At 61.9% G+C, this 25,053-nt stretch carries 17 protein-coding genes and 1 tRNA gene; 16 read left to right on the forward strand and 2 right to left on the reverse strand.

What is annotated here, in order from left to right; genetic code table 11:
* Nucleotides 1-227: 227 nt before the first annotated feature.
* Nucleotides 228-1,238, reverse strand: a complete 1,011-nt coding sequence (locus B2A78_RS13970; RefSeq protein WP_077730621.1) for a PQQ-dependent catabolism-associated beta-propeller protein — start codon at nucleotides 1,236-1,238, stop codon at nucleotides 228-230.
* A gap of 258 nt (nucleotides 1,239-1,496) precedes the next feature.
* On the opposite strand from B2A78_RS13970, the gene B2A78_RS13975 reads away from it, so the two are divergent.
* The 4 genes from B2A78_RS13975 (at nucleotide 1,497) to B2A78_RS13990 (ending at nucleotide 4,673) form a co-directional block, all read left to right on the forward strand.
* The gene (locus B2A78_RS13975) at nucleotides 1,497-2,060 is read left to right on the forward strand and encodes a hypothetical protein (RefSeq protein WP_077730622.1); all 564 of its coding nucleotides are present in this window, start codon (nucleotides 1,497-1,499) and stop codon (nucleotides 2,058-2,060) included.
* 198 nt (nucleotides 2,061-2,258) lie between these two features.
* Complete coding sequence (locus B2A78_RS13980; RefSeq protein WP_077730623.1) at nucleotides 2,259-3,176, forward strand: threonine/serine dehydratase; 918 nt, start codon at nucleotides 2,259-2,261, stop codon at nucleotides 3,174-3,176.
* A 111-nt stretch (nucleotides 3,177-3,287) separates the two neighbouring features.
* Nucleotides 3,288-3,887 carry an HD domain-containing protein gene (locus tag B2A78_RS13985; RefSeq protein WP_077730624.1) on the forward strand — a complete coding sequence of 200 codons (600 nt, stop codon included), beginning with the start codon at nucleotides 3,288-3,290 and terminating at the stop codon, nucleotides 3,885-3,887.
* A 710-nt stretch (nucleotides 3,888-4,597) separates the two neighbouring features.
* A tRNA-Ala gene (locus B2A78_RS13990) sits at nucleotides 4,598-4,673 on the forward strand.
* 250 nt (nucleotides 4,674-4,923) lie between these two features.
* On the opposite strand, the gene B2A78_RS26095 is transcribed toward B2A78_RS13990, so the two are convergent.
* Nucleotides 4,924-5,061 carry a hypothetical protein gene (locus B2A78_RS26095; protein WP_168175430.1) on the reverse strand — a complete coding sequence of 46 codons (138 nt, stop codon included), beginning with the start codon at nucleotides 5,059-5,061 and terminating at the stop codon, nucleotides 4,924-4,926.
* A gap of 801 nt (nucleotides 5,062-5,862) precedes the next feature.
* Between B2A78_RS26095 and B2A78_RS14000 the strand changes: the two genes are divergently transcribed.
* From B2A78_RS14000 to B2A78_RS14055, 12 genes are all read left to right on the forward strand, one after another.
* Entirely contained in the window at nucleotides 5,863-7,023 is a 1,161-nt protein-coding gene (locus B2A78_RS14000) for a Fic family protein (RefSeq protein ID WP_077730626.1), read from the forward strand.
* 19 nt (nucleotides 7,024-7,042) lie between these two features.
* On the forward strand, nucleotides 7,043-9,544 hold the full coding sequence (locus B2A78_RS14005; RefSeq protein ID WP_077730627.1) for a class I SAM-dependent DNA methyltransferase: 2,502 nt from the start codon (nucleotides 7,043-7,045) through the stop codon (nucleotides 9,542-9,544).
* Nucleotides 9,537-10,820: a restriction endonuclease subunit S gene (locus B2A78_RS14010; RefSeq protein WP_077730628.1), complete on the forward strand. Its 1,284-nt coding sequence runs from the start codon at nucleotides 9,537-9,539 to the stop codon at nucleotides 10,818-10,820. The genes B2A78_RS14005 and B2A78_RS14010 overlap by 8 nt, the downstream gene beginning before the upstream one ends.
* Entirely contained in the window at nucleotides 10,817-11,851 is a 1,035-nt protein-coding gene (locus B2A78_RS14015; RefSeq protein ID WP_077730629.1) for a Fic family protein, read from the forward strand. Before B2A78_RS14010 ends, B2A78_RS14015 begins: the two co-directional genes overlap by 4 nt.
* Nucleotides 11,851-15,168: a type I restriction endonuclease subunit R gene (locus B2A78_RS14020; protein WP_077730630.1), complete on the forward strand. Its 3,318-nt coding sequence runs from the start codon at nucleotides 11,851-11,853 to the stop codon at nucleotides 15,166-15,168. The genes B2A78_RS14015 and B2A78_RS14020 overlap by 1 nt, the downstream gene beginning before the upstream one ends.
* A 4-nt stretch (nucleotides 15,169-15,172) precedes the next feature.
* Nucleotides 15,173-15,886, forward strand: a complete 714-nt coding sequence (locus tag B2A78_RS14025) for a SprT family zinc-dependent metalloprotease (protein ID WP_077730631.1) — start codon at nucleotides 15,173-15,175, stop codon at nucleotides 15,884-15,886.
* A gap of 6 nt (nucleotides 15,887-15,892) precedes the next feature.
* A complete protein-coding gene (locus B2A78_RS14030; protein ID WP_077730632.1) occupies nucleotides 15,893-18,277 on the forward strand; it encodes an AAA family ATPase in 2,385 nt (794 codons plus the stop codon).
* Nucleotides 18,274-19,647: an McrC family protein gene (locus B2A78_RS14035; protein ID WP_205780784.1), complete on the forward strand. Its 1,374-nt coding sequence runs from the start codon at nucleotides 18,274-18,276 to the stop codon at nucleotides 19,645-19,647. The genes B2A78_RS14030 and B2A78_RS14035 overlap by 4 nt, the downstream gene beginning before the upstream one ends.
* A gap of 288 nt (nucleotides 19,648-19,935) precedes the next feature.
* Nucleotides 19,936-20,331, forward strand: coding sequence for a hypothetical protein (locus B2A78_RS14040; RefSeq protein ID WP_077730633.1), 396 nt, complete (start codon nucleotides 19,936-19,938; stop codon nucleotides 20,329-20,331).
* A gap of 1,007 nt (nucleotides 20,332-21,338) precedes the next feature.
* Nucleotides 21,339-22,160: a 2-oxoacid:acceptor oxidoreductase family protein gene (locus tag B2A78_RS14045; protein ID WP_077730634.1), complete on the forward strand. Its 822-nt coding sequence runs from the start codon at nucleotides 21,339-21,341 to the stop codon at nucleotides 22,158-22,160.
* Nucleotides 22,161-22,228: 68 nt separating this feature from the next.
* Nucleotides 22,229-23,092, forward strand: a complete 864-nt coding sequence (locus B2A78_RS14050) for an acyltransferase domain-containing protein (protein WP_168175431.1) — start codon at nucleotides 22,229-22,231, stop codon at nucleotides 23,090-23,092.
* A gap of 2 nt (nucleotides 23,093-23,094) precedes the next feature.
* Nucleotides 23,095-25,035, forward strand: a complete 1,941-nt coding sequence (locus B2A78_RS14055) for a thiamine pyrophosphate-dependent enzyme (RefSeq protein ID WP_166642544.1) — start codon at nucleotides 23,095-23,097, stop codon at nucleotides 25,033-25,035.
* Nucleotides 25,036-25,053 lie beyond the last annotated feature (18 nt).

The following is a 25,053-nucleotide window of genomic DNA, read 5'->3' on the forward strand; positions in this document are numbered from 1 at the left end:
GAGCGTTAGTTTCCGACCATGCTTGAGTTAGCGGGGCGCCGTTCACTGTAAGTCTACGATCCGCCGAAAAAAGACGGTCCTCGGCTTCCCCCAGACGCCCGACGAATGCGGAATCTGTGCGATAAACGGGGAAAAGACGCCTGAACGGAAGAAGGTTCCCAATCGTGACGGAACCGGGCAACGCACGGCGCTGTCACGAATGAACTGTGGGAAAAGCTCCGAACGAGTTACGGAAGCACGGCAATCGCCCAGGGACCGTTTCCGACCGGAACCGTCTTCGTTACGACGAAGGTCGAGAGGTCGATGATGGAGAGGTCGTTGCTGAGTCCGTTCGCGGTATAAAGCCGCTTTTGGTCCGGCGAGAATTCGAGATTCCAGACCCTTTGTCCCACCGGAATGTACCGAACCACTTCGAGCGTACGGGCGTCGATGACGGCGACCCGGCTGGCCCGGCCCAAAGCAACATAACCGTAGCGGCGATCCCGGTCGATTCGGATACCCACGGCTCCGATATCACGGTCCGCGACATCGGGAATCTTGAAGGTAATTGTCTTGATCGGACGCTTCGTTGCCGTTTCGATAATCGTCAGAGACTGGCCGTCATGCGAACTGACCCAGAGCTGTTCACCGTCATCGGTAAAGCGCGAGTAGCGAGGTCGCGGGTCGACCGGCGTTCGCTCCATCGGCTCCAGGCTGGTGGTGTCGATCCACGTGGCGGTATTGTCGGCTTCGCTGGTGCTGACGACCCAACGCCCATCGGGGCTGATCGAAACACCCTCCGGTTCCTTGCCTATGGGAATGCGCTTCAACACTTGGCGCGATTCGACATCGACCACGGTCAGCTGGTTGTCGTCGTCGTTGGATGCGAACAAGCGGGTTTCGAGGGGGTTCAGCGTGAAGGTTTTCGGGTCCTTGTCGACCGGCCATCGGCCGACGGGTTCCAGAGTGCGGGCATCCAGGACAGCGATCGCATTGCCCTCGCTGGTTGCCACGAAAATCTTCAGGCCATCGCGCCCGGCCAGGATACCTCGGGGCCGCTTGCCTACCGGAACCGTGCGCCGGACTTCGCCGGTGGCCCCATCCACTTCGACTACGGCATTGTCCTTCTCCAGGGTTACAAAAACGGAGTCTGCATGGGCGGGCAATATCACGGCCGAGGCGAGTATGCAGGGAACGAGTCTTTGTAGGCGGAAAGCTTGCGGCAGGCGCAACAGATATGGGCAATTTTTATGGAACATGTCGGACGTATTCGAAACAAAAGGAAAAGGGTGGTTACCACCGCATGAGCGATGGCGGTAAGCTGCAGGCATCCGGGTAGGATACCCGTCGATACGGTCGCGACCCACGAGGGATGTCGGGTAACTCTCCCGAAGATGCAAGGAAAATATCCTTTATTTTCGAAGCAAGGACATTCCCGATGCCTTCCGCACCAGGATTTCGCGCTCGCCGTGGTAACCTTTTCGCTCTGATCTGACGCCAACTTTTCGGAGTAGCCGGTGACTCAATCAAAACCCTTTCGCGGTACGAAGCCGCTCCGGGAGCTCAGCAACCCGGTGATCGCCATGGGCCTTGTCATCGTCGCAGCCGGATGCGACAGTCCGGATTCTTCCTCTAGCCAGAACATCCCCGCCGCTGTCGAATCGCCATTGACGCGCTCCGACCGACTGGCAGAGTTGCGCAAAGCAAAATTCCTGAACCTGGCGGAGAAGGACGTCGCAGCCGAATGGCTGGCACTTCAGGAACACCGCGACGACTCTTCCTATCGGCCGACGCCCGGCGACGTGGCGGCATACGAGCAACGCATCAAACTCCTCGCCAAGCTCACGCAGGAAGACCGACGGATGGTCGCCAACCGAACCGTACAAACACGGGACCTGCTGGCAGAGCAGAATATCCGCGAATCTCTCCTGACCCTGCTGGATGGCATGACCGATGTGGCCAAGGCCAGTGTGGTCGGCAATTACGGCGCCTATTGCCAATGGTATGTCAATTTGCGCCAAAGCCGGCTCGGTCACCGGGAAGCACTGCAGCAGATGACGAGTTTGAAGCGGTCGCCTTAGAACCGATCAGAGACAGTTCGACAGGTTCACGATAGGCCCTTAGACAGGCTCAGGGCGAACGGTCTACTGCGATAGGTCTAGGGTGCCGTCGAAACGTTTCCATCGCGACACAGCGCGATGGGGCGACGCGTTACGAACCGAAGGCAAACAGACCGGTCCGCAGATCATTCCAAGCCCTGAATCAAATACGTATCCACGATGCCGCAATCCCTCAACGCAGTCCTGCATCCCACGTCCGTAATCGCAGCGCCGCGTCTCTCCCGAAGAGTCGGTGCGAACCTTACCCTGGTCAGCGAAACCTTCCAGCACACCGGCAGTTTCAAGTTCCGCGCCGCCTACCATCTGGCTTCGAAAGTCCCTCAACGGCAGATCATCGCCGCGTCGTCCGGCAACTTCGGACAGGCGCTGGCCTATGCCTGCGGGCTGCTGGGCAAGTCCTGCCGGGTGGTCATGCCGGCGACTTCGGCCAGGGTCAAAATGGACGCGGTGCGGGAATACGGGGGTACGATAGACGAAGTGGACACAAGCGTGAAAAGCCGGGCCGAACGGCTGGCGGAACTCGCCGCAGACTGCCCCGATGCCTATGTTGCCAGCGCCTACGATGATCCGTTGGTAATCGAAGGCAATGCCAGCCTGGGAGAGGAAATTGCCGCTCTGGGCGACCTATTCGACGCGGTCATCGCGCCCGTGGGCGGTGGCGGCCTCGCTGCCGGTCTGATCACGGGACTGCATCGCGCCGGCCGATCGACGCCCGTGATCGGCGCGGAACCGCTGCTGGGCAACGATGCCGCACGCTCTCTGAGAGCCGGGCGCATCGTGGTTAACGAATCCGAACCGCAAACCCTCGCCGACGGCGCGCGCACCCTGAGCCTGGGCCGGCGCAACTGGGAAATTTTGCATACGGGACTTGCCGGCATCGTCGAGGTACCGGAAGCCTCAATTGCCCAGGGCGTCAAGCTGTTGTTCGAACTCGCCAATCTCAAGGCCGAACCTACCGGCGCCCTCGCCGTGGCCGCTCTGCTGACCGAACCGGAACGCTTCCGCGGACAGTCGGTCTGTTGTGTGATCAGCGGCGGGAATGTGGATGGGGAGCTTTATCGGACGTTGCTGCGGTAGGATGGGTAGACCGGAGCGAAACCCATCATTGCGAGGCTTTCGATTCCGATGGGTTTCGCTCCGGTCTACCCATCCTACGATCCTCCATCAATCCCCTTGTAGAGATTCCCCATGGACAGACTGAAACGGCAAATCGGCTTCATCGTCGAGTTGGACAAACTCAAGACCATCGTTCGCCAGTCCTGGCTGGCGGACGGCTCGCGCCGGGAGAATTCGGCGGAGCACAGCTGGCATGTCGCGCTGATGGCCTTGGTGCTCGCCGAGCACGCCAACGCCGACATGGACCTCGACCTCGCGCGGGTCGTCAAGCTGCTGCTGCTCCATGACGTGGTCGAAATCGATGCCGGCGACGTTCTGATCTACGATGTCGCGGGAAACGTCAGCAAGCCCGAACGGGAACGGCAGGCGGCCGAACGGATTTATGGGATGTTGCCGGACGATCAGGCGGCGGAACTGCGGGCGCTGTGGGAAGAGTTTGAAATGGGCGAGACGACCGAAGCCCGCTTTGCGGCGTCTCTAGATCGACTCATGCCTTTGTTGCACAACTTCCTGACCGAAGGCCGCGCCTGGCGGCACCATGGCGTCACCGCCGACCAGGTGTTGGCGGCCAATGCCCGCATCGCCGCCGGTTCCACCGCGCTATGGGACTATGCCCGAGGACTAATCGACGAGGCGGTGGAGCGGGATTATCTGCTTCCGGGCAAAGAATAGCGATTTTGAGCCTATCCCAGTAGGTCCCCGAAACCCTTCGACCGGCCTGTCCTGAGCGGAGTCGAAGGGCTCAGGGCGAACGGCCTACTGAGATAGGCTCTTAGAGCGTTTTCATCGCGCTCGTACGGCAAAACCGGCCTGGCGGACGTCGTTGGCGCCTTCGGCTCGGGTGAATGGATTCAAGTATTCGTAGGTCGGCAATCCTTTGCCGACGAACCCGTTGGCCCAACGGCACCGTCGGGAACGGCGGCTTCGGCGCTCCCAGGCCGACCGTTTGCGATTGGAAGGGTCATTCGGGTGCTCCCCGGATGACCGTTTGCGATTGGGAGGGATTCCCGACCTACGCGCGAGTGCCCGTACACTAGGTATGAAAATGCTCTGGCTATTGATCAATGGGCAAAAGACATGCTTTTCTTGTTTGACCAATGCCCACGATCAGCACGTTCGTCTCCGGCCGAGAGCAACCGGTGAGCCGGAGTCGTGCAGCAAGCTTTTAGCAAGGTTGAAAAGAAGGATGTCGAAGGAGTATTGTATTTATTAATCAGGCCCGTAAATACCCTCCTGGTATTTCGGGCCGCCGCCCAGGCCGGTACATGCCCGGCCTGGGCTCACGCGGCTTGTCGCCGCGCCGGGGCATCCCTGCCCCGGATTAACCCGGCCTATATTTATAGGCCGGGTTAATAACGATTAGCCTTGTCTTTTTTGCACTTGGGCCGGTAGCTCAGCTGGGAGAGCGCTGCGTTCGCAATGCAGAGGTCGGGAGTTCGATCCTCCTCCGGTCCACCACCGATTCAGAAGCCAGGCCTCTCGCCCGGCTTTTTTCTTGCCCGAAGCGCCAGCGCTGGCGCGCCTTCCCGGAGCGGCGCGGTGTCTGGCCGCGCGGCGGCGGGCGCTTTTCCCCACCCTTTTGCCCCGCTCGGCCTCTCTTTTCTCCATTCAACCTGTGGCTGGCCGATGCACAGGCCTGGCCAAATCAACGACTTGCACGCGGCGGTTCGCGGTCAATCCAGGTGACCAGGCCGGAGTCGAGCCCGATTCAGCCGTCCAGGCGCCCGAACAACCGGGCCTGATCGTCCCAGGACCAGGGCACCTCGTTGTTCTTCAGCCGGATCAGGCTCAGCGTGCGGGGTTGCTTGCCGGCGAGCAGCGCCCGCACCACGGCCGGGGCCAACAAAATCAGGCGCAGCAGCTCGTTGACCGTGGTCGGGTGCAGGCCATCGCGCCGTCTCCCTGCCGCTGGCCCCCTGCCCCTCGTCGAGCAGGCGCTGCCAGTGGAAGGCGTGCGACAAGGCAGTGAGGATGGGCGTCTCGGGGCAGCCCGAAGCCGGCAGCACCCATTTGAGCCCGCCGCTTCGCTTGATGCGCACCGGGATCACTGGCCATCGAAGATGGCGAGCAGGTTGTCTAAGTACATTCCGCAAATATTTGCGGAATCTCGACTGATTGGCTTGATTGGCGGGGTTGTCCTGCAGGTTGCCTATGCCGCAAGACTTCCCTGAATGTACTTAGAGCGTTTTCCGAATCGGTGTAAGGGATTCGGATATGTAGGTCGGCAATCCCTTGCCGACGTATCGGCTCGGCGAAGGGCTTTGTCGGCAAGGGATTGCCGACCTACGTTCTCCCCTCCTGGCACGAATCCGTACACCGGGATGGAAAACGCTCTAACACCGTCTCCACCTGCCCGAGGTCGCCGACGTGGCCCGGTAGATGGCCTCGAGATCGTGGCCGAAGCGGTTGTCGGCCAGGCGTTGCAGCCGTTCGATCTTTTCCCGGACAAAGCCGTAGCGGCGCACGTAAGCGTCGAGTGGGGTCGGGTTGGCTTGTGCTTCATGGCGGCTCCTCAGTATTGAACGGAGCCCATTCAGGCGCTTCTGGGTCGCGCAGCCAAGGCACGGAGTGCATTTCCACCCTGCGCTTATTGCTAAATTCAGCTTTTTGTGCAATAAAGCCGACTTCTTAGTGCAAAGAGTCATTTATGGAACGCGGCGCCACCGGCAACTACGAAACCTCGGTCGCGGCGGGCGAAACCTGCCGCGCGTTCGTGCCCGCGCCCCTGCCGCCTGAACCGCCGCTAACCGTGGACGCCAGCCTGCAGGAGCGGCTGGACGACGCCCATCTGGCCTTGGGCCGGCTAGACAGCATCACGGTGTTGCTGCCGGAAACCTCGGTGTTCCTCTACAGCTACGTCCGCAAGGAGGCGGTGATGTCCTCGCAGATCGAGGGCACACAGTCGTCCCTGTCGGACCTGATGCTCTACGAGGCCGAGGGTGCACCCGGCGTGCCGCTGGACGATGTGCGCGAAGTGTCCTGTTACGTCGCCGCGCTGGAGCACGGCCTTGGCTTACTCAAGGGCGGCCTGCCGCTGTGCACCCGCCTGATGAACGAGATTCACACCAAGCTGATGACCCACGCGCGTGGTGCCGGCAAGGCCCCGGGCGAAGTGCGCCGCACGCAAAACTGGATCGGCGGCGCATCCCCGGCGCGCGCATCGTTCGTACCGCCGCCGCCCCAGCGGGTGGGGGATTGTCTGTCCGACCTGGAGAAATTCCTCAACGACCAGCCGGTCCGCCACTCGGCGCTGATCAAGGCCGCGCTGTCGCACGTTCAGTTCGAGACCATCCACCCCTACCTGGACGGCAACGGGCGCCTGGGCCGGCTGCTGATCCCGCTGATCCTGGTGCACGAGGGCGTATTGCGCGAGCCGCTGCTGTACCTGTCGCTGTACTTCAAGACCTACCGCAGCAACTACTACGAGATGCTGCAGCGGGTACGCGAGCACGGCGACTGGGAGGAGTGGCTGTGGTTCTTCGCCACTGCCGTGCGCTACACCGCCACGCAGGCCGTGGACACCGCCAAGGCGCTCAATGCCCTAGGCGAAGCCGACCGCGAACGCATCCGCAGCCTAGGCCGCGTCGCCCCCTCGGCGCTCCAGGTCCACCAGGCCCTGTTCGCCCGCCCGGTGACCACTATTCCCGCCATCGGCGCCGTCACCGGCCAGAGCCCGCACACGGTAGGCAAGATGCTCGACGCGATGATCGAGCTGGGCCTGGTGCGCGAGTTGACCGGCCTGAAACGCAACCGCATCTATGAATACACCGCCTACCTGGAACTGCTGAACCGGGAAGGCGAGCAATGACGAATCCGGAAGACCACCGATGCCCCTGACCCTGCCCCAACTGGAGCGCCACCTGTTCAAGGCCGCCGACATCCTGCGCGGCAAGATGGACGCCTCCGAGTTCAAGGAATACATCTTCGGCATGCTGTTCCTCAAGCGCTGCTCCGACGTGTTCGACCAGCGACGCGAGGAAGTGATCCGCCTCGAAATGGACGCCGGCAAGAGCCAAGCCGAAGCAGAAGCCGCCGCGGAGAACCCGCGCTGGTACAAGAAGGAAGGCTCCTTCTGGGTGCCGCCGCAGTCGCGCTACGAATACCTGCTGAACGACGCCCACCAGAACGTCGGCGATTACCTGAACAAGGCGCTCACCGGCATCGAGACGGCCAACACCAGCCTGTACGACGTGCTGGAGCATATCGACTTCACCCGCAAGGTGGGCCAGAGCAAGATCCCGGACATCAAGCTGCGCCAGCTGATCTCGCACTTCGGGATCCACCGCCTGCGCAACGAGGACTTCGAGTTCCCCGACCTGCTGGGCGCGGCCTACGAGTACCTGATCGGCGAATTCGCCGACTCGGCCGGCAAGAAGGGCGGTGAGTTCTACACGCCGCGCTCGGTGGTCCGGATGATGGTGCGCCTCGTCAAGCCGACCCTGGCCCACGACATCTACGACCCCTGCTGCGGCTCCGGCGGCATGCTGATCGCGGCCAAGGAGTACATCGACGAACACGGAGAGGACGGCCGCAAGGCCAATCTCTTCGGCCAGGAGTTCAACGGCACGGTGTGGTCCATCGCCAAGATGAACATGCTGCTGCACGGCATCAGCACCGCCAATCTGCAGAACGACGACATCCTGGCCGAGCCGCAGCATGTCGAAGGCGGCGAGCTGATGCGTTTCGACCGGGTGCTCACCAACCCGCCGTTTTCCATCAACTGGGGCAATACGGAGAAGACCGCCGACGGCACGCCCGCCTGGTCGCCCAAGTTCCCCGAGCGCTTCCGTTACGGCCAGGTGCCGCTGGGCGCGAAAAAGGCCGACCTGATGTTCCTGCAGCACATGCTGGCCGTCACCCGCGACGGCGGCATGGTCGCCACCGTCATGCCCCACGGCGTGCTGTTCCGCGGCGGCGAAGAGAAGACCATCCGCGCACGGCTAATCGACGACGACCTGCTCGAGGCCGTGATCGGTGTCGCGCCCAATCTGTTCTACGGCACCGGCATCCCTGCCTGCATCCTGGTGCTGCGCCAGAGCGTGCAGAACGGTGCGAATCGCGTCAGCGGCAAACCTCCCGAGCGCCAGGGCAAGGTGCTGTTCATCAACGCCGACCGCGAGTTCTTCGAAGGCCGGGCGCAGAACTATCTGCTGCCCGAGCACATCGAGAAGATCGTCACCACCTTCGACGAGTTCAAGCAGGTAGACGGCTTTTCGGCCATCGTCGACAACGCCACGCTGAAAAAGAACGACTACAACCTCAACATCCGCCGCTACGCCGACAACGCCCCGCCGCCCGAGCCCCACGACGTGCGCGCGCATCTGGTCGGCGGCGTGCCCAAGGCCGAGGTGCATGCCGAAGCGATGGCCCGCCTGTTCAAGGCGCACGGCCTCGACCCGATGGACCTGTTCGTCGAGCGTGACGAGAGGTACGTCGACTTCAAACCCGAGCTGGCAAAGCGTCAGGACCTCAAGCCCGCCATCGAGAACAACGCGGGCCTCGTCGCCAAGGAAGCCGACATCCGCGAGGCCTTCGAGCAGTGGTGGCAACAGCACAGCGCCCGCATCACCGCGCTGGCCGGGCAAATCGACAACGCGGCCATCCTCGTCGCCCTGCGCAACGACCTGCTGGCCAGCTTCAGTGAAAGCCTGGAAGTCATCGGCATGCTCGATCCCTTCCAGGTGCGGGGCATCATCGCCGGCTTCTGGTACCAGACCAAGTACGACTTCCTTACCCTGATGGCGCGCGGCGCCAAGGGCGTGGCCGACGCCTGGCGCACCAGCATCGTCACCGCGCTGGAAGACAAGGCCAGCAAGGAAAGCCCGTTGGAGCACAAGCTCGTCAAGTTCCTGATGAGCGACTTCGTCGAGGCCATCAACGAGCTGGAGGCCAGGAAGGCCGAGCTGGACAGCCTGATCAAGGCCGCCAGCCCCAAGGACGCCGAAGGCGAGGAAGGCGAAGCCGCCGAGGCGGCGGCGGAGGCCGACGACGAGAACGCGGTGAGTGAAGAACAGATCAAGGCGTGGAAGAAGGAACTCGCAGCCGTGAAGAAACAGCTCAAGGCCAAGAAGGAAAGCTTCGCCGCGCACATCAACGCGGCGGTGGATGGCCTCACGCCCGAAGCCGCCGCCGAGCTGCTGCTGACCATTCTGCACAACGACATGAAGGCCATCGTCGAGCGCTACATCGCGGCCCAGCGCAAGGACATCGTCGCCGCGTTCGAGAACTGGTGGGACAAGTACCGCGTGACGCTGACCGAGATCGAAAGCAAGCGGGAGGCGGCGGCGCAGGCGCTGCAAGGGTTCTTGAAGGGGTTGGGGTATGTCTGAGCGTTGGCAAACCGACCCGCTTGGAAAGTACTGCTACATCAAGGCTCGCATCGGCTGGCGGGGACTCGCCGCATCCGAGTATACGGAGTCAGGGCCTTTTCTCATTGCGGGGAAGCACATTGAGAGCGGGCGCATCGACTGGGATGCCACCGATCACATCTCGGAGTTCCGCTACAACGAATCGTCGGAGATCGCCCTTGCAGAAGGTGATGTGATTCTTTCAAAAGACGGCACCATCGGGCGCGTAGCTCGCATCGATTCGCTACCAGGAAAAGCAACGATCAATGGAACGATGATGCTCGTTCGCCCCGTGCGGGGGATCGACTATCGCTTTCTGTATCACGTCCTGAACGGTGCTGAGTTCAAGAAACTCATCGATGACAAGGTCTCGGGTAGTTCGATCCCGCACATCTTTCAGCGGGACATGGTCACCTTGCCGGTGTCCTTCCCGCCAATCGCGCATCAGACGAAGCTGGCCGAGGTCCTCGACACCCTCGACACCGCCATCCACGAAACCGAGGCGATCATCGCCAAGCTCAAGGCCGTCAAGCAGGGCCTGCTGCACGACCTGCTGACGCGCGGCGTCAACGCCAACGGCGAACTTCGCCCGCCCCAGGCCGAGGCGCCGCATCTCTACAAGGAGTCGCCGCTGGGGTGGATTCCGAAGGATTGGAGCATGCAGCCGCTTGGGTACATGGCTGAAGTCTCCCGGGGAAAGTTCACGCACAGGCCGAGAAATGATCCCAGGTTCTACGGAGGCAAGCATCCGTTCATTCAAACCGGCGACGTTGCGGCAGCCGAAGGTGAGTACGTCTCGACGTTTTCCCAGACGTTGAGTGATCGCGGCACATCAGTCAGCCAAGAGTTCCCTGCCGGAACCATCGCGATCACCATCGCCGCGAATATCGCTGACACGGCGATTTTGGCTATCCCGATGTTCTTCCCAGACAGTGTGGTCGGCGCAGTGGTGCATGACGCGCACAGCGTCCGATTCGTCGAACTGTCTATCCGCAAAGCTAAACGGGGGCTCGACGCACGAGCCCCGCAGAGCGCGCAGAAGAACATCAATCTCCAGGATCTTCGTCCGCTCCTATTGGCCGTGCCAGCCCGAGAAGAGCAGGACGCGATTGCTATGCGATATGAAGCACTTCAGTCTCAGCTTCAGTTCGAAAGTGACTGTCTTGAGAAGTACAGGCAAGAGCGAGCCGGCCTCATGGACGACCTCCTCACCGGCCGCGTCCGCGTCACGCCGCTGCTGGTGGGCGGCGCGCCATGAGCGACTATCGCCCGCCGTTTTCCCTGACCGGCGAAATCGTCACGCGGGTGGCCGAAATCGGCGAAATGCTGGGACGGTTCGAGCTGCGGCTGGAGCGGGAAGACCCGCTGCGCCTGCGCCGCATCAACCGTATCCGCACCGTGACCGGCTCGCTGGCCATTGAAGGCAACACACTCAGCGAAGCGCAGATAACCGCCATCCTCGACGGCAAACGGGTCATCGCGCCGCCGCGAGAAATTCAGGAAGCCCGCAACGCGCTGGCGGCCTACGAACGCATGCCGGCCTGGAACCCGCTGCGGGAATCCGATTTGCTGGACGCGCACCGGCTGTTGATGCTGGGCCTGCTGGACAGCGCTGGAAGCTACCGTCCGGGCGGCGTCGGCGTGATGGCCGGCGAACAGGTCTTGCACATGGCCCCGCCCGCCAACCAGGTGCCGCGTCTGATGGCCGATTTGCTCGCTTGGCTCGCCGCGACCGAGGATCACCCGCTGATCGCCAGCTCGGTATTTCACTGCGAATTCGAATTCATTCACCCGTTCGCCGACGGCAACGGCCGCATCGGGCGCCTGTGGCAGACCCTGCTGCTTTCTCGCTGGCAGCCCCTGTTCGCTAATTTACCGGTTGAAAGCCTGATCCATCGGCATCAGGCGGCCTATTACCGGGCGATTCAACTCAGTACCGAGCAAACCGACAGCGCCCCCTTCATCGGCTTCATGCTCACCATGATCCGCGATGCACTGCGGGAAAACCTCGCCCCCCAAGTCGGCCCTCATGTCACCCCCCAAGTCGAGGCATTGCTCCGCGCTCTCCACGGGGAAATGTCCCGCGAACACCTGCAAGCGGCCTTGGGTTTGGCAGACCGGAAATCCTTCCACCAAAGGTACCTGATTCCCGCGCTCCAAGCCGGCTGGATTGAAAGGACCCTGCCGGACAAACCGCAAAGCCGTTTACAGAAATATCGCTTGTCCGAGCAGGGGGGCATGGTGCTGGCTGCTCTGCGGGACAGTGACAAAACCGAAGGAAAACGTTAATGGGCTGGGAACTCGAAGACGTCGAAAAGCCCTTCGTCGCCCAGTTGCAGGCGCTGGGCTGGGCGCACATCCAAGGCAGCCTGGATGACCCGGCCGTCACCGGCCGCAGCAGCTTCGCCGAAGTCATCCAGGAAGAGACGTTGCGCCAGCAACTACACGCCTTGAATCCTGGCCCGGATGGCCAGCCCTGGCTGGATGAGGCGCGCCTGTCGGAAGCGGTGGCGGCCATCACCCGCCTGGGCACGCACAAGCTGATGGAGGCCAACCAGAAGGCCACCGAATTGCTGATCAAGGGCCTGACCGTCGAGGGACTGCCCGGCTGGGACGGCGGGCGCGGCCAGACCCTCCGCTACATCGACTGGGACACCCCGGCCAACAACCGCTTCACGGTAATCAATCAATACCGAGTGGATTGCCCGCCCGGCTTCAACGCGGCCAAGGCCTTCATCGTGCCCGACCTGGTTCTGCTGGTGAACGGCATCCCGCTGGTGGTGGTGGAGTGCAAGAGCCCCTCCATTCCCGAGCCGCTGGCCGAGGCGGTCGATCAGCTGCGCCGCTACGGCAACCAGCGCAAGGCGGCTTTCGAGGTGGACGACAACGAGGGCAACGAGGCGCTGTTCGCCACCAACCAACTGCTGGTGGCCACCAGCTTCGACGAGGCGCGGGTGGGCTGCGTCGGCTCAGGCCTAGAGCACTTCGCGCAGTGGAAGACGGTGGTCGGCCCGGACGGCACCGGCAGCGAGATCGAGGTGGCGCAGGCGCTGGGCAAAACCGCCCTGTCGGAGCAGGATCGCCTGATCGCCGGCCTGCTGGCGCCCGCGCACCTGCTGGACGTGGTGAAAAACTTCCTGCTCTTCATGCAGGTGGGCGGGCAGACCATCAAGTCCGTCTGCCGCTACCAGCAGTACCGGGCGGTGAACCGCGCCATTGCCAAGCTCAAAACGGGCAAGACCCGCCGCGAGCATGGCGAGCACGACCGGCGCGGCGGCATCATCTGGCACACCCAGGGCTCGGGCAAATCGCTCACGATGGTGTTTCTCGTGCGCAAGATGCGCGCCGACGTTCAGCTCCGGCGCTTCAAGGTCATCGTGGTTACCGACCGCAAGGACCTGCAGAGCCAGCTGTCCGTGACCGCCACGCTCACCGGCGAGGTGGTCGAGGTGGCGGACAGCACGGCGGGCGTGAAGGCTCTCGCGCGCCGCAAGGGGCCGGGGCTGATCTTTGCCACCATCCAGAAGTACCGCGACACGGACACGGCTGGCGATGCGCCGCTGACGGCGGACGACCTGCCGAAAATCAAAGAATCGAAAGGTGGTTACAAGGCCGGCGAGAAGTTCGAGGTACTGAACGAGGACGACAGCATCCTCGTGCTGGTGGACGAGGCCCACCGCACCCAAGCCGGCGACCTGCACGCCAATCTGCTGGCCGGGCTGCCCAACTGCGTACGCATCGGCTTTACCGGCACGCCGATCATCATGGGCGAGAGGAAGCGCACCCACGAGGTCTTCGGCGAGTTCATCGACCGCTACACCATCAAGGAAGCCGAGGCCGACGGCGCCACCGTGCCGGTGCTCTACGAGGGGCGTACCGCCACCGGCGCGATCAAGGACGGCGCCAGCCTGGACGAGCTGTTCGAAGACCTGTTCCGCCAGCATAGCCCCGAGGAACTGGAGGCCATCAAACAGAAGTACGCGACCAAGGGGCACATCTTCGACGCCCCGGCGCTGATCGCCGACAAGGCCCGCGACATCCTCCGCCATTACGTCACCAACATCCTGCCCAACGGCTACAAGGCACAGGTGGTGGCGTACAGCCGGCTGGCGGCCATTCGCTACTTCGAGGCCTTGAAGAAAGCCCGAGACGAACTGCTGGTGGAGGCCGAGGCGCTAAGCCCGGAAGACAAGGCAATGGACGACGAGGCCCTGTACCAGCGCCCGCCCAAGGTTCAGGCGCTCGTCCAGGCCTGGCGCTACCGCGACACGCTGGCCCGCATCGAGTTCGCGCCCGTCATCTCCGGCAGCAACAACGACGATCCGGCGTGGAAGGACTGGACGGATGGCGCGGCACACGAGCAACTGATCAAGCGCTTCAAGAAGCCGTTGTTCCACGCCCAGCCGGAGAAGACCGATCCGCTGGCCTTTCTGGTGGTGAAGTCGATGCTGCTCACCGGCTTCGACGCGCCCATCGAGGGCGTGATGTACCTCGACCGGCCCATCCGAGAGGCGGAACTGCTGCAGGCCATCGCCCGCGTGAACCGCACCGGCTTCGGCAAGCGTTGCGGCATCGTGGTGGATTACTACGGCGTCGCGCAGCACCTGAAGGAAGCCCTCGCCGCCTACGCCGACGAGGACGTGGAAGGCGCGCTGGCCAGCCTGAAGGACGAGGTGCCGGTGCTGCGCGACCGGCATCTGCGCGTGGTGGACCTGTTCCGCCAGCGGGGCATCGAGTCGCTGGCGGACGTTGAAGCTTGCGTCGAGGCGCTGGGCAGCGAGAGGTTGCGGGCCGAGTTCGCGGTCAAGCTCAAGGCTTTCCTCGCGTCCCTGGACACGGTGCTGCCGCGCCCCGAGGGGCTGCCGTACTCGGCAGACGCGAAGCGGCTGGCTTACATCTACGCCCGGGCTCGCAACCGCTACAAGGACACGCCGGTCCTCGGCAAGGACGTCGGCGCCAAGGTGCGCAAGCTGATCGACGACCACGTGATCTCGCTGGGCATCGATCCCAAGATCCCGCCGATCCAGCTCACCGATGCCGATTTCGACACACACGTCGCCCGCGCAGCCAGCGACCGCGCCAAGGCCTCGGAGATGGAGCATGCGATTCGCTCGCACATCCGCAAGCATGTGGACGAAGACCCGGTACTGTATCGCAAGCTCTCCGAGCGGCTGAACGAGATCCTGAAGACGCTCGGCGAGCAGTGGAACGAGGTTATCGCCCAACTGCAGAAGATCATCGATGAGCTGCGCACGGGCAAGGCAAGCACCGCCGATACCCCGGGCGACTTGCCCGAGCATTGCGCGCCCTTCCTTCGCACCGTGCTGGACGTGGTCTGTGCCGGGCAAACGCCCCAGCCTTCCGAGCTGCTGCGCCTAAAGAATGTGACGGTCGAGCTGGTGGAACTGCTGGTCCAGGAACTTCAGGGCAACCGAAACATCTGGAGCCCACACAAGCGGGCCGCACAGGATGATTTGAACGGCCAATTGTTCGATTATCTAATGCGCCTGCGTCCGCCTCTGGTGGACGCCGACAAGGCGGGCGTGCTGGCCGACAAGCTGATGGAGCAGGCCCGCGCCAACCACGACAAGCTGGTGCAGGTGTGATTCGATGCTCGCGAAGGTAGAAGCGCTCAAGCTCCAGGTGGACGATCTGCAGTTCACGCTGCGCCACAGCGCGCGCCGTAAGACGATGCAGATCACCGTCGAACGTGACGGGGACCTGGTGCTGTCTGCCCCGCCCGAGTTGGATGAGGCCCGCCTTCGCGCTTTTGTGCAGGAAAAGCGCTTCTGGATCTATACCAAGCTGGCCGAGAAAGATCGCCTACAGCGCCCGATTCCCCGCAAGGAGTATGTCGGCGGCGAGGGTTTCCTCTACCTGGGGCGCAGCCACCGGCTGAAGCTGGTGGACGAGCAGGACGTGCCACTCAAGCTCGCGGCGGGCCGCTTCTGCCTGCGCCACGATGCTCTGCCCGCCGCGCGCGAGCACTTCATTCGCTGGTACAGCGAGCGCGCCAAGGCCTGGCTGGCGAGCCGCGTGGCCGAGTACCAGAGGCGAATGGAGGTGAAGCCTGCCGGCGTGAAGGTGCAGGACCTGGGCTACCGCTGGGGCTCGTGCGGCAAGGGGGACTGGCTGTACTTCCACTGGAAGGCGGTCTTGCTGCCCGCGCGCATCGCGGAATACGTGGTGGTGCACGAAATCGCCCACCTGCACGAGCCGCACCACACCCCCGCATTCTGGCTGCGCGTGGAGCGCGCCATGCCTGACTACGCGCAACGCAAGGCCTGGCTGGCCGAGCACGGAATCGATGTCGAAGGAATTTGAAGAACGATGGCGGACTATTTCACCAGTGACTACTTCAAGCTGCTGAATAAGTGGAAGGGGACGGTCTACGACAAGACCAGCCCGGAGCAGCAAAAGGTTTATGAGGAACTGAGCCAAGCATTCGATGTTACGAAGCGCTGGGCTGAGGCTGTTCAACAGAGTTTTTTCCCTATGGGCTGGACCAAGACAGTCCGAAAGCCGACCGATCAGTGGCAAAAAAAGTTCATTTCATACAACTGGGGACGAATCTACCCGTCTTCCGAGTCACCGAAAGAGTTGGCCTACACCGTCGGGATCGATGCAGTTCACGGTTTCGTCGTCAAGATCGATCTGGTCGACACTCAAACAGATGACTTCACACTGCGCCCTAAGTACGAGGCTATCCGCGGGCCGGTCACGGCATCGCCCATCATGGCCGTATTGCCTGCGACCGACGGACTGACCAAGTCGTTTGACGAGTTGGTGGCGTGGACCGTGGAGGCTATCCGCAACTTCAAACTGCGCTACGACGAGGTAGTCGCCAAGCTGAACCTGGGCAAGACCCTGAGCGACGAGGACCTGCTCAAACACTTCGACGGCAAGCCGGTCTTCAGGACCTTCCGGGCGTCCTGGCCTTCCCAGGACAAGGCGCTGTTCTGCCGGTTGGCGCGAGCCGTTCACGCTGCCGGCCTGGACTGGTGGCATATGGGTAAGGGCGTCCAGGTGCGCTTCGGACGCAAGAATCCCGGCAGCGAGCGCGCGGTGGGGGTGCTGGGCGTCATCCGCGGAACCCGAGCCCGAAGGATCACCTGGACCCGACCGCTGGGGCCAGTCGGCAAACTCAACCGGGAGCTTCTGACCGAGGATCTGGTGGCAAAGATCGAAGCGGCCCTGTCGACCGAGCGTGACTCGCTGGACGACTGGCTGGTGCTCGAAACCGAGCGGCCCGGCCTGTGGCCCGATGAACTGCGCGACGACCCGGCGGAGCCGGGTGAAGACTCCAATGAGGAGGAAGCGGCCGATACCGATGCGGTGAGCCAGCCCATCAACCGTATTTATTACGGTCCGCCGGGCACGGGAAAGACCTACGAGCTCTCGAAGCTGCTCAAGCGCGAATATGAGCAGGCCATGACCTCGGTGTCCAATGAGGAGTGGCGCAGCCAGTTCATCGCCGAGAAGATTGCGATCCTGAAGTGGTGGGAGGCCGCAGCCGCAGCGTTGTACGACCTGGGTGGCAAAGGGAAGGTCAGCGATCTTACGGAGCACCCCTTCATCAAGGCGGTGATCGCCGCCAACGGGCCGAACCGGAACATCCGGCAAACCCTCTGGCAGACGCTGAATTCCCACGCGGTCGAGGACTCCGCAACGGTGAAGCTGAAAAAGCGCCTCGCACCTGGCGTTTTTGACAAGTCGGCAGACTCGGTCTGGCATTTGGCTGGCGACTGGCGGGACACCTGCGAAGATCTGGTTCGCGTGGTCGATGAACTGAAAGCCGGCCACCGCGACACCGGAGCGGTCCAGCGCTACAGCTTCGTCACCTTCCACCAATCCTACGGTTACGAGGAATTCGTCGAGGGGCTCCGGCCGGTCCTCGACGGCGACACGGAGGCTGGCGAAATCCAATACGAAATCCGTTCGGGCGTCTTCAAGGGTTTGTGTCGCAGGGCGCGGCTCGCACCGGATCAGCGTTTCGCGATGGTGATCGACGAGATCAACCGGGGCAACATCAGCAAGATCTTCGGCGAACTGATCACCTTGATCGAACCCGACAAGCGCGAAGGCGCCGAGAACGCGGTCTCGGTGACCTTGCCTTATTCCGGCGATAGCTTTTCGGTGCCGGCCAATGTCGACATCATCGGCACGATGAACACGGCAGACCGCTCCCTTGCGCTGCTGGATACCGCGCTACGCCGCCGGTTCGAGTTCGTGCCGGTGATGCCGGATGCTCGCGATGAACCGGGCGCGCCTCTCGCAGGTCTGCGCGTCAGTCTGGGCGAGCAAGTGATCGACGTACCTCGCATGCTCGACGCGATCAACCAGCGCGTCGAGGCACTGTACGACCGGGACCATTGCATCGGCCACGCGTACTTCACACCGTTGGCCAAAGTGCCTGACGGAGACGAACGACTGGTGGCGCTGCAGCAGGTGTTCAGCACGCGCATCCTGCCCTTGCTCGAAGAGTACTTCTTCGAGGACTGGCAGAAGATTCGTCTTGTTCTGGCCGACAACCAGAAGCCATCAGCCGCGCAGTTCGTGCTGGAAAGCCAGGATCACGAGGATGATCTGGCTCGCCTGTTCGGTGGCGACCACGGACTGGACAGCTACGCCACCAAGCGCCGCTACGCGGTGCAGGAGGCCGCGTTCTCCAATCCGGATGCCTACATTGGCATCTACCAGACCTTGTCGACATGAATGCCGGGGCGCGGGTAAGCGGCATCACGATCTACGAATTCGACGCACTGATGGCAGCGAGGTCGGACTTCGCGGGCGCCGAGGGCTTGCATCCCATCCCAGACAACGTTTACAGGTGGCTTGAGGATCAGTGCTTGCGGGTCGCCGAGCAAGGAGAGGCGTCGTGGCTGCGCCTGGCCCAGCGACGCGGGCGTCGCGTCGTGCAGGTCACCAGTTTCGTCGGTGTGATCCGCGCCCCGGACGGTTTCCAGATCGAGGTGCTGCCCAAGGTCGGCAAGGCGATCGGCGGCGGTGTCGCTGAGGCGCGTCAGCTGCTGATCGAAATGCTCTGCTGCCTCCAAGGTTTCCGCCACGTTCAAATCGACGGCGCCAGGATTTCGGCAGCGCGGATGCCATTGCTGGAGGTCTTCATTGCCGAGTTCCTGCGCACGGTCGACCACATCGTCAAGCGTGGGCTGCGCAGCGACTATTCAAGCAGGCAAGACAATCTCTTCACCCTAAGGGGTAAGCTGCTGATGGCGCCGCATGTGCGGCAGAACCTGTATCGGGCAGATCGCTTCTTCACCGAGCACGACAAGTTCTCGATCGACCGGCCGGAGAACCGTTTACTGCATGCCGCATTGCGGCGTGCGTTGATGCTGTCTGCTTCGCGGCTCAACCAGCAACTGGCCCGCGAGCTGGCGTTCGTGTTCGCGGACGTCCCGGTTTCTGCACAGCCTCGGGTCGACTTTCAGCGAGCGAGGCTGGACCGTGGCATGGGTTACTACGCTGATGCGCTAGCCTGGGCGCGGCTCATCCTCGATGAGGAATCGCCCTTGACCGGCACCGGCGGGCATCGTGCGCCGTCACTGCTGTTTCCGATGGAGGCGGTGTTCGAGGCATTCGTCGCCAAGCATCTGGCGAAACAACTGGCGCGGCCCATGATCCTGAAAACCCAGGCCCGTAGTCATCACCTGGTTCGCCATTGTGAACAGAACTGGTTCCGATTGAAGCCCGATCTTCTGATTCGGGATGCCGGCCGGGACACGCTGGTGCTAGATTCCAAGTGGAAGCTGCTGGACGGCCTAAAGGCGAATGGCACGGACAAGTACGGCCTCTCGCAAAGTGACTTCTACCAGTTGCAGGCCTACGGCCAGAGCTACCTGGACGGTCGGGGCGATGTCGTCCTCATCTACCCCAAGACGGCCACGTTCGACCGGCCGCTCCCGGTGTTCGAGTTCCCCAAAGTGGAAAGGCTGCGGCTGTGGGTACTGCCGTTCTGTCTGAAGTCACGCCAGCTTTCAGTTCCGGATTGCGCTCCGTTTGCCGATGCGTTCAGAGACATCAGTGATGCAGCCGGCGCCGACTTGGAGTTGTCAAATCTTGGTTGACAACTGCCTCACGCGTAAGCCTCCAGCCGGTTCGCATGAGTTTGCAAAGGTCGACTCGTAGGGCATAGAACTTGAGGCTCTGCGAATCTTGCAGGGTGCCGGCCAGATGCTTTTGTCCCTGATTCATTAAATTAACTTCGCTGTAATCTTACCGATATACGGACCGGCTCAACGATGTTATTTAGATAACTTTGCTAAGGGTTGCCGCGTTTGGCTAATTGAATTCACCCGAGTTTAACCAAAGCAACCCTTTATAGGATCCATCGTTAGTGAGCAAAGGAGATTGCCATGAACGCTCGTCTTACATTTGCTGCGCTTGCTAGTCTGATCGGCTTCTTTGGAACCGCACAGGCAGAAATCTTCGCCGGGGGTCCGGCCTATGGCGGTCCCGGCTCTGTAGGCGGGAATATCAGTTGCCGAATCTTCAATTACGGCTTGTCCCCGGTGACAATCACGCAACGCCAGATATTCACGAACACTAACGAGACCGTCGCTCCCTCTAGCGACACTTGTGACGCCGAACTTCAACCTGCCACGTATTGCGCTTTTGTCGCGCCGATCCAGGGCAACCTGGCCTATTCCTGCTGGCTCACTGCCACAGGGACCGATACCAGGCTCAGCGGCGTCGCCGAGATTCAAGCCTCGGACTTTTCCGTTTTGAATGCTGTTCCCATACAGAAGTAAGCTGTCGAAGACGCAGTGCCGGCGGAAAGTCTGCTGACAAGTTGCGGTGTCAACCCATTCTTGTTTCTGTCCGGCACTGGACTACCTGTTCGCCGCGTTTTGACTCGCACAGCCATATCAAGCCGCTATGGCGCGGCGACTCGATACGCTGCGATCGCTTGCCTTCCCTTCTGTATCGCTCATTTTTCGTGGCGCTACCGTATTTTCATGAAGCGATTCCGCACCTCAGCCGTACTTCGTTTCGCCATGTCGGATTCAGCAAGAGATTCTAGGCCTTTCAGAAGCTCTTTTTTGTTTTTAGAGCATTTTCATACCGACTGTACGGGAACTCGCGAGTAGGTCGGGAATCCCTTCCCAATCGCAAACGGTCGCTTTAGTCGCGACCCTTCCAATCGCAAACGGTCGCTTTAGCCGCAACCCTTCCCGACGGTGCCGTTGGGCCAACGGGTTCGTCGGCAAAGGATTGCCGACCTACGAATGCTTGAATCCATTCACCCGAGCCGAAGGCGCCAACGACTTCCGTCAAGCTGGTTTTGCCGTACGAGCGCGATGAAAACGCTCTAAGTACATTGCTCAAATATTTGCGGAATCTCGACAGATTGGCTTGGTTGGCGGGGTTGTCCTGCAGGTTGTCTATGCCGCAAGACTTCCCTGAATGTACTTAGCGCACGAGGCACTCGCCTGGAACCGGCAAAACGTCCAACGGTGTCTGTCTGTACATATCGGTCCTCAACGCCGTTCGCCGACCGGTCCTGATCAACCTGCGTAGGCTCATCGGCATTGCCTTTGGAAAAGCCCTACAGGCGGCCGTGGCGCAACAACGCGTGCTATCGCGTGAATATGTCACATTTAATTAACATCCCACCCTATAGACTCTTGCGCCTAAGAACTCCTCAACAAGAACACACGGACGGAGAGACAACTCTCCAGCCGCTCCTTGGAGCGTTTACCCGATGTGAAATTGTGAGGAACGAAAACGAACTTCAATATGAAGAGGAGCATGCGAAATGAGCATAGCGAGACGTCCATCCGCCGTGCGCCTTCGGAATGACTGGAATAAGTTCATCCAGTGGGAAGACCGTGGCCAGTCGGCATCGGACCCCGAGAACACGGCAGAAGCGTACCGCTTCCATCCCGGCGAACTGCCAGAGGATCTTCGCATCCTCATGGTAGGGATCGGCGGACAAGGTGTGGCCAACCTGACCCGGCGACTGCGCGACCTGATCGCCGACCGGTACTGCCATGTGTGTACGGCGGAGCAGCGCGGTGTGGCGCAACGCCGCGCAAGCACCGCCGCCACGCTGATCGCTGGTCGTTCGGTGTGCGCGCCGTCCCTGGCCGTATCGGACGTAGACATCCTGATCGGCCTGGAACCCCTTGAGGCGCTTCGGTATCGCGACCGGCTGCGGCCCGGCTCCTGGTGCCTTCTTTCCGATGTACGCATCGAAACCATCTGTGGCGGGCTCCAGCAGTACGCCTACGCCGACACGCAGGAAATCCTGCGCGAACTGGAAGGGCGAGGCGCTCACTGCGTGCTGATTCCCCTGGCGCAATGGCATCTATCCGAGCGCATGGAAGCGGTTTATGCATCCAGCGCCATGCTCGGATTCTTCTGCGCCGCCTTCGACCTCGACATCCAACGCGCCAAGACGCTCGCCTTCGGCGCTTTGGCGCCACGTACCGCGCACAAGAACATCCGGGCGATGGAATGGGGTTTCCTGCGGTTCTACAGCGAAGCATCCAATAAGCCTCTCTCCAATCCTCAAAAATCATCCGACTGCGTCCACCCCGAATATGGCGAAGCGGAACTCGCCGAAGCCAACGTTTAATCAGAACCGAGAATCGACCGATGCCTTGTTGTTACATGTTTCCAGGTTTGGGGGCGGATTACCCCGGCATGATCGAGAAATTCCGGATTTACCATCCGTGGTCGGAAGAGCTCCTGGCCGCTTGGAGCGAGCTGGTCGGCTGCGATCTCGGTACCGAGCACGGAGCTAGCGATCGGGAGCGCGAAAACCTGCACCAGCTGCGGATACACGCTCTCAACCTCCTGTGGTGGCGCGTCGTACGGCAATCCAGCCCCGACGCGAACTACGGCTGTTGCGGCCATAGCCTGGGTTTTTACGCCGCAGCCGTGGCTGCCTGTTCATTGACCGAGGAAATGTCGTTCCGTTGGCTTCAGGCGATGTTCAGCGTCGCTTGGGACGAATTCGCGGAGAACACCGGAAAAATCTCGGTCATCACCACCAACACCCCCATCGGGGCCCATAGTCTCGCCCACCGTTTCTCCGTGGAAGTGCTCGCGATCAACAGCGCTTACCAGATCGTGGTGTACGGGAGCGAACAAGACATCGAGCAGCTGTGCCGCACTCTTGAGGGGACATTGATTCGCCGGGACGACATCGATGCCCGTATCCCCTTCCACTCGATCCGCATGTGGCGCGTCGCCGAAATAGTCGCCGCGCGGGCTGCCGAACTGGGCTTGACCGTGGCTGCGCCGGTACATGCCTTGTGGTCGCATATCACCGGCGAGCGGCTGCTGTCCGCCGATCAAGTTTTCGCCACGCTTACGCGCCAGCCATGCCAAACCGTGTTGTGGCAACAACTGGTTCGAAATCTCCGTTCGGAGCACTACCGCGAATTTGTGGAAGTCGGTCCCAGCCGGGTATTGAGCCAGATAGCCCGATGGAACGCCCCGGATACCCCGGTGCGGTACGTCGACCATCTGCGCAAGACGAAGCGATCCGAAGCGAGGGCTTGAACATGGCATTTCTCAACGGTTGCGAGGCGGTTGCGCGCGGCGCATGGGAAGCGGGTGCCGCGTTCGTGGGTTCGTATCCCGGCTCGCCGGTCACCGGGGTCGTGGAAGGTCTCCTGCGCTTTCCCGAAATCAAGACCCAATGGATGGCCAACGAGAAGGTCGCCCTGGAGGCGGCCATCGGCGCCGCCCATGCCGGGCAGCGCGCCTTGGCGGTGATGAAGCACGTGGGCTTGAACGTGGCGGCCGATCCGTTCTTCAACGTCGCCTACACCGGCACCCGCGGCGGACTGGTCATCGTCGTCGGCGACGATCCGGGCGCCAAGGCCTCGCAGAACGAGCAGGACACCAGGCAGCTTGCCCAGGCGGCGCACGTCCCCGTGCTCGAACCTTCCGATATCGACGAGGCGCTGATCTTTCCGCGACTCGCTTTCGAAATCAGCGAGCAGTTCGACGTCCCCGTCGTGGTGAGGGTTACGACCCCGATCTGCTACGGCACATCCAGAACGGTGATGGGAGCGAGACGCCAAGTTCTCCCGAATCTGGGCTTCGCCGCCCCGATAGAGAAGTACCTGTTGCTGCCGGCATTCGTCCCGGCCCGGCACAAGGATCTGGTGCGGAGAATCGACCGCTTGGCCAACGGACACTGGAGCCGGTGGTTCATGCAAACCCTGATGCCGGCCGAACGCCTGGAAAAATATCCCTACGGCATCGTGGTGACGGGCTTTCCCTATCATGCCGTCCGCGAACTGTTCGAGGGACGGGCGCCGATTTTGAAGGCCGGCATGAGCTACCCCTTGAATGAAGAAGCGATCCTGGAGTTCGCCGCCCGCTGCGACCGCATTCTGGTGGTCGAGGAATCGAGCCGCTTCCTGGAACAGCGCATCCGCGCCCTGGGCGTCAACGTCGCCGCGCGTCCCCATTTCGACGGGGTCGGCGAATTTTCCCTTAAACATCTCGAGAGTCCGGACATCCCGGAGATCGCGGAACGTCTGCAGGAACGGATCGGCCACAAGCGAAAAGTCATCCCGATCCGGCACCAGGTTACGACGCCGGAAAGCCACTCCGGACTTCCGCTGCCGCCCCGCCCCCCCGGTTTTTGCGCCGGCTGCTCTCATCGCGGGATCTTTTATACGCTGGGCAAGCGCGATCTTTATGTGGTCGGCGACATCGGCTGCTACACCTTGGGTGCGCTGGAACCCCATGGAGCGCTGCATGCGAATCTGTGCATGGGGGCAAGCCTCGGCATCCTGCAGGGCTACCTTGCCGCCATGGGTCCGGAGGCGGCGCGCTCCTGCATCGCTGTGATCGGGGATTCGACCTTCTTTCATTCCGGCATCCCGTCGCTACTGACCGCCGTGACGGCGAAGATACCGGGAACCATCCTAATCCTGGACAATGCCGGAACGGCCATGACCGGCTTCCAGCTCACCAATCGGCCGCTCAAGCGTGACGATTGGGAGCGCCTGTTACACGCACTGGGCGTGCCCGAATTCGCCGTCGTCGATGCCTTGGACGTGGATCAGCTGGAATCCACCCTGGATGCCTTCCTGGCGTCCGACCGCCTGTCCGTCATGGTGGTCAAAGGCGACTGCGTGCAGGGATTGCCGCGGAAAGGGCCGACCAATTACCGGTACACGATCAAAACCGATCTTTGCACCCAGTGCGGGGAATGTCTGAAGGTCGATTGCCCGGCCATCGTGCCGTCCTGGGACCGACAAACCGCTCGGCTGGACTCAGTGGCCATTTCGACCGAATGCATCGGCTGCGGATTGTGTTCGCAGTCGTGTCCCGAGCACGCCATCATCCCGAGAACCCTGTCCTTCAAGTCTTCCGTTCTGACGCGGATGATCGCGCCGGTGCCGTGGCATCGGGTGATCAGAAGGCTCCGCGCGATTCCGCCGATTCGAAAGCTGTTGAACGCGTTCGAAAAAGAGACCCATTGACTGTCTTCTAACACTCTT

This window comes from Methylocaldum sp. 14B (assembly GCF_002005105.1).
Taxonomy (GTDB): Bacteria; Pseudomonadota; Gammaproteobacteria; order Methylococcales; family Methylococcaceae; genus Methylocaldum.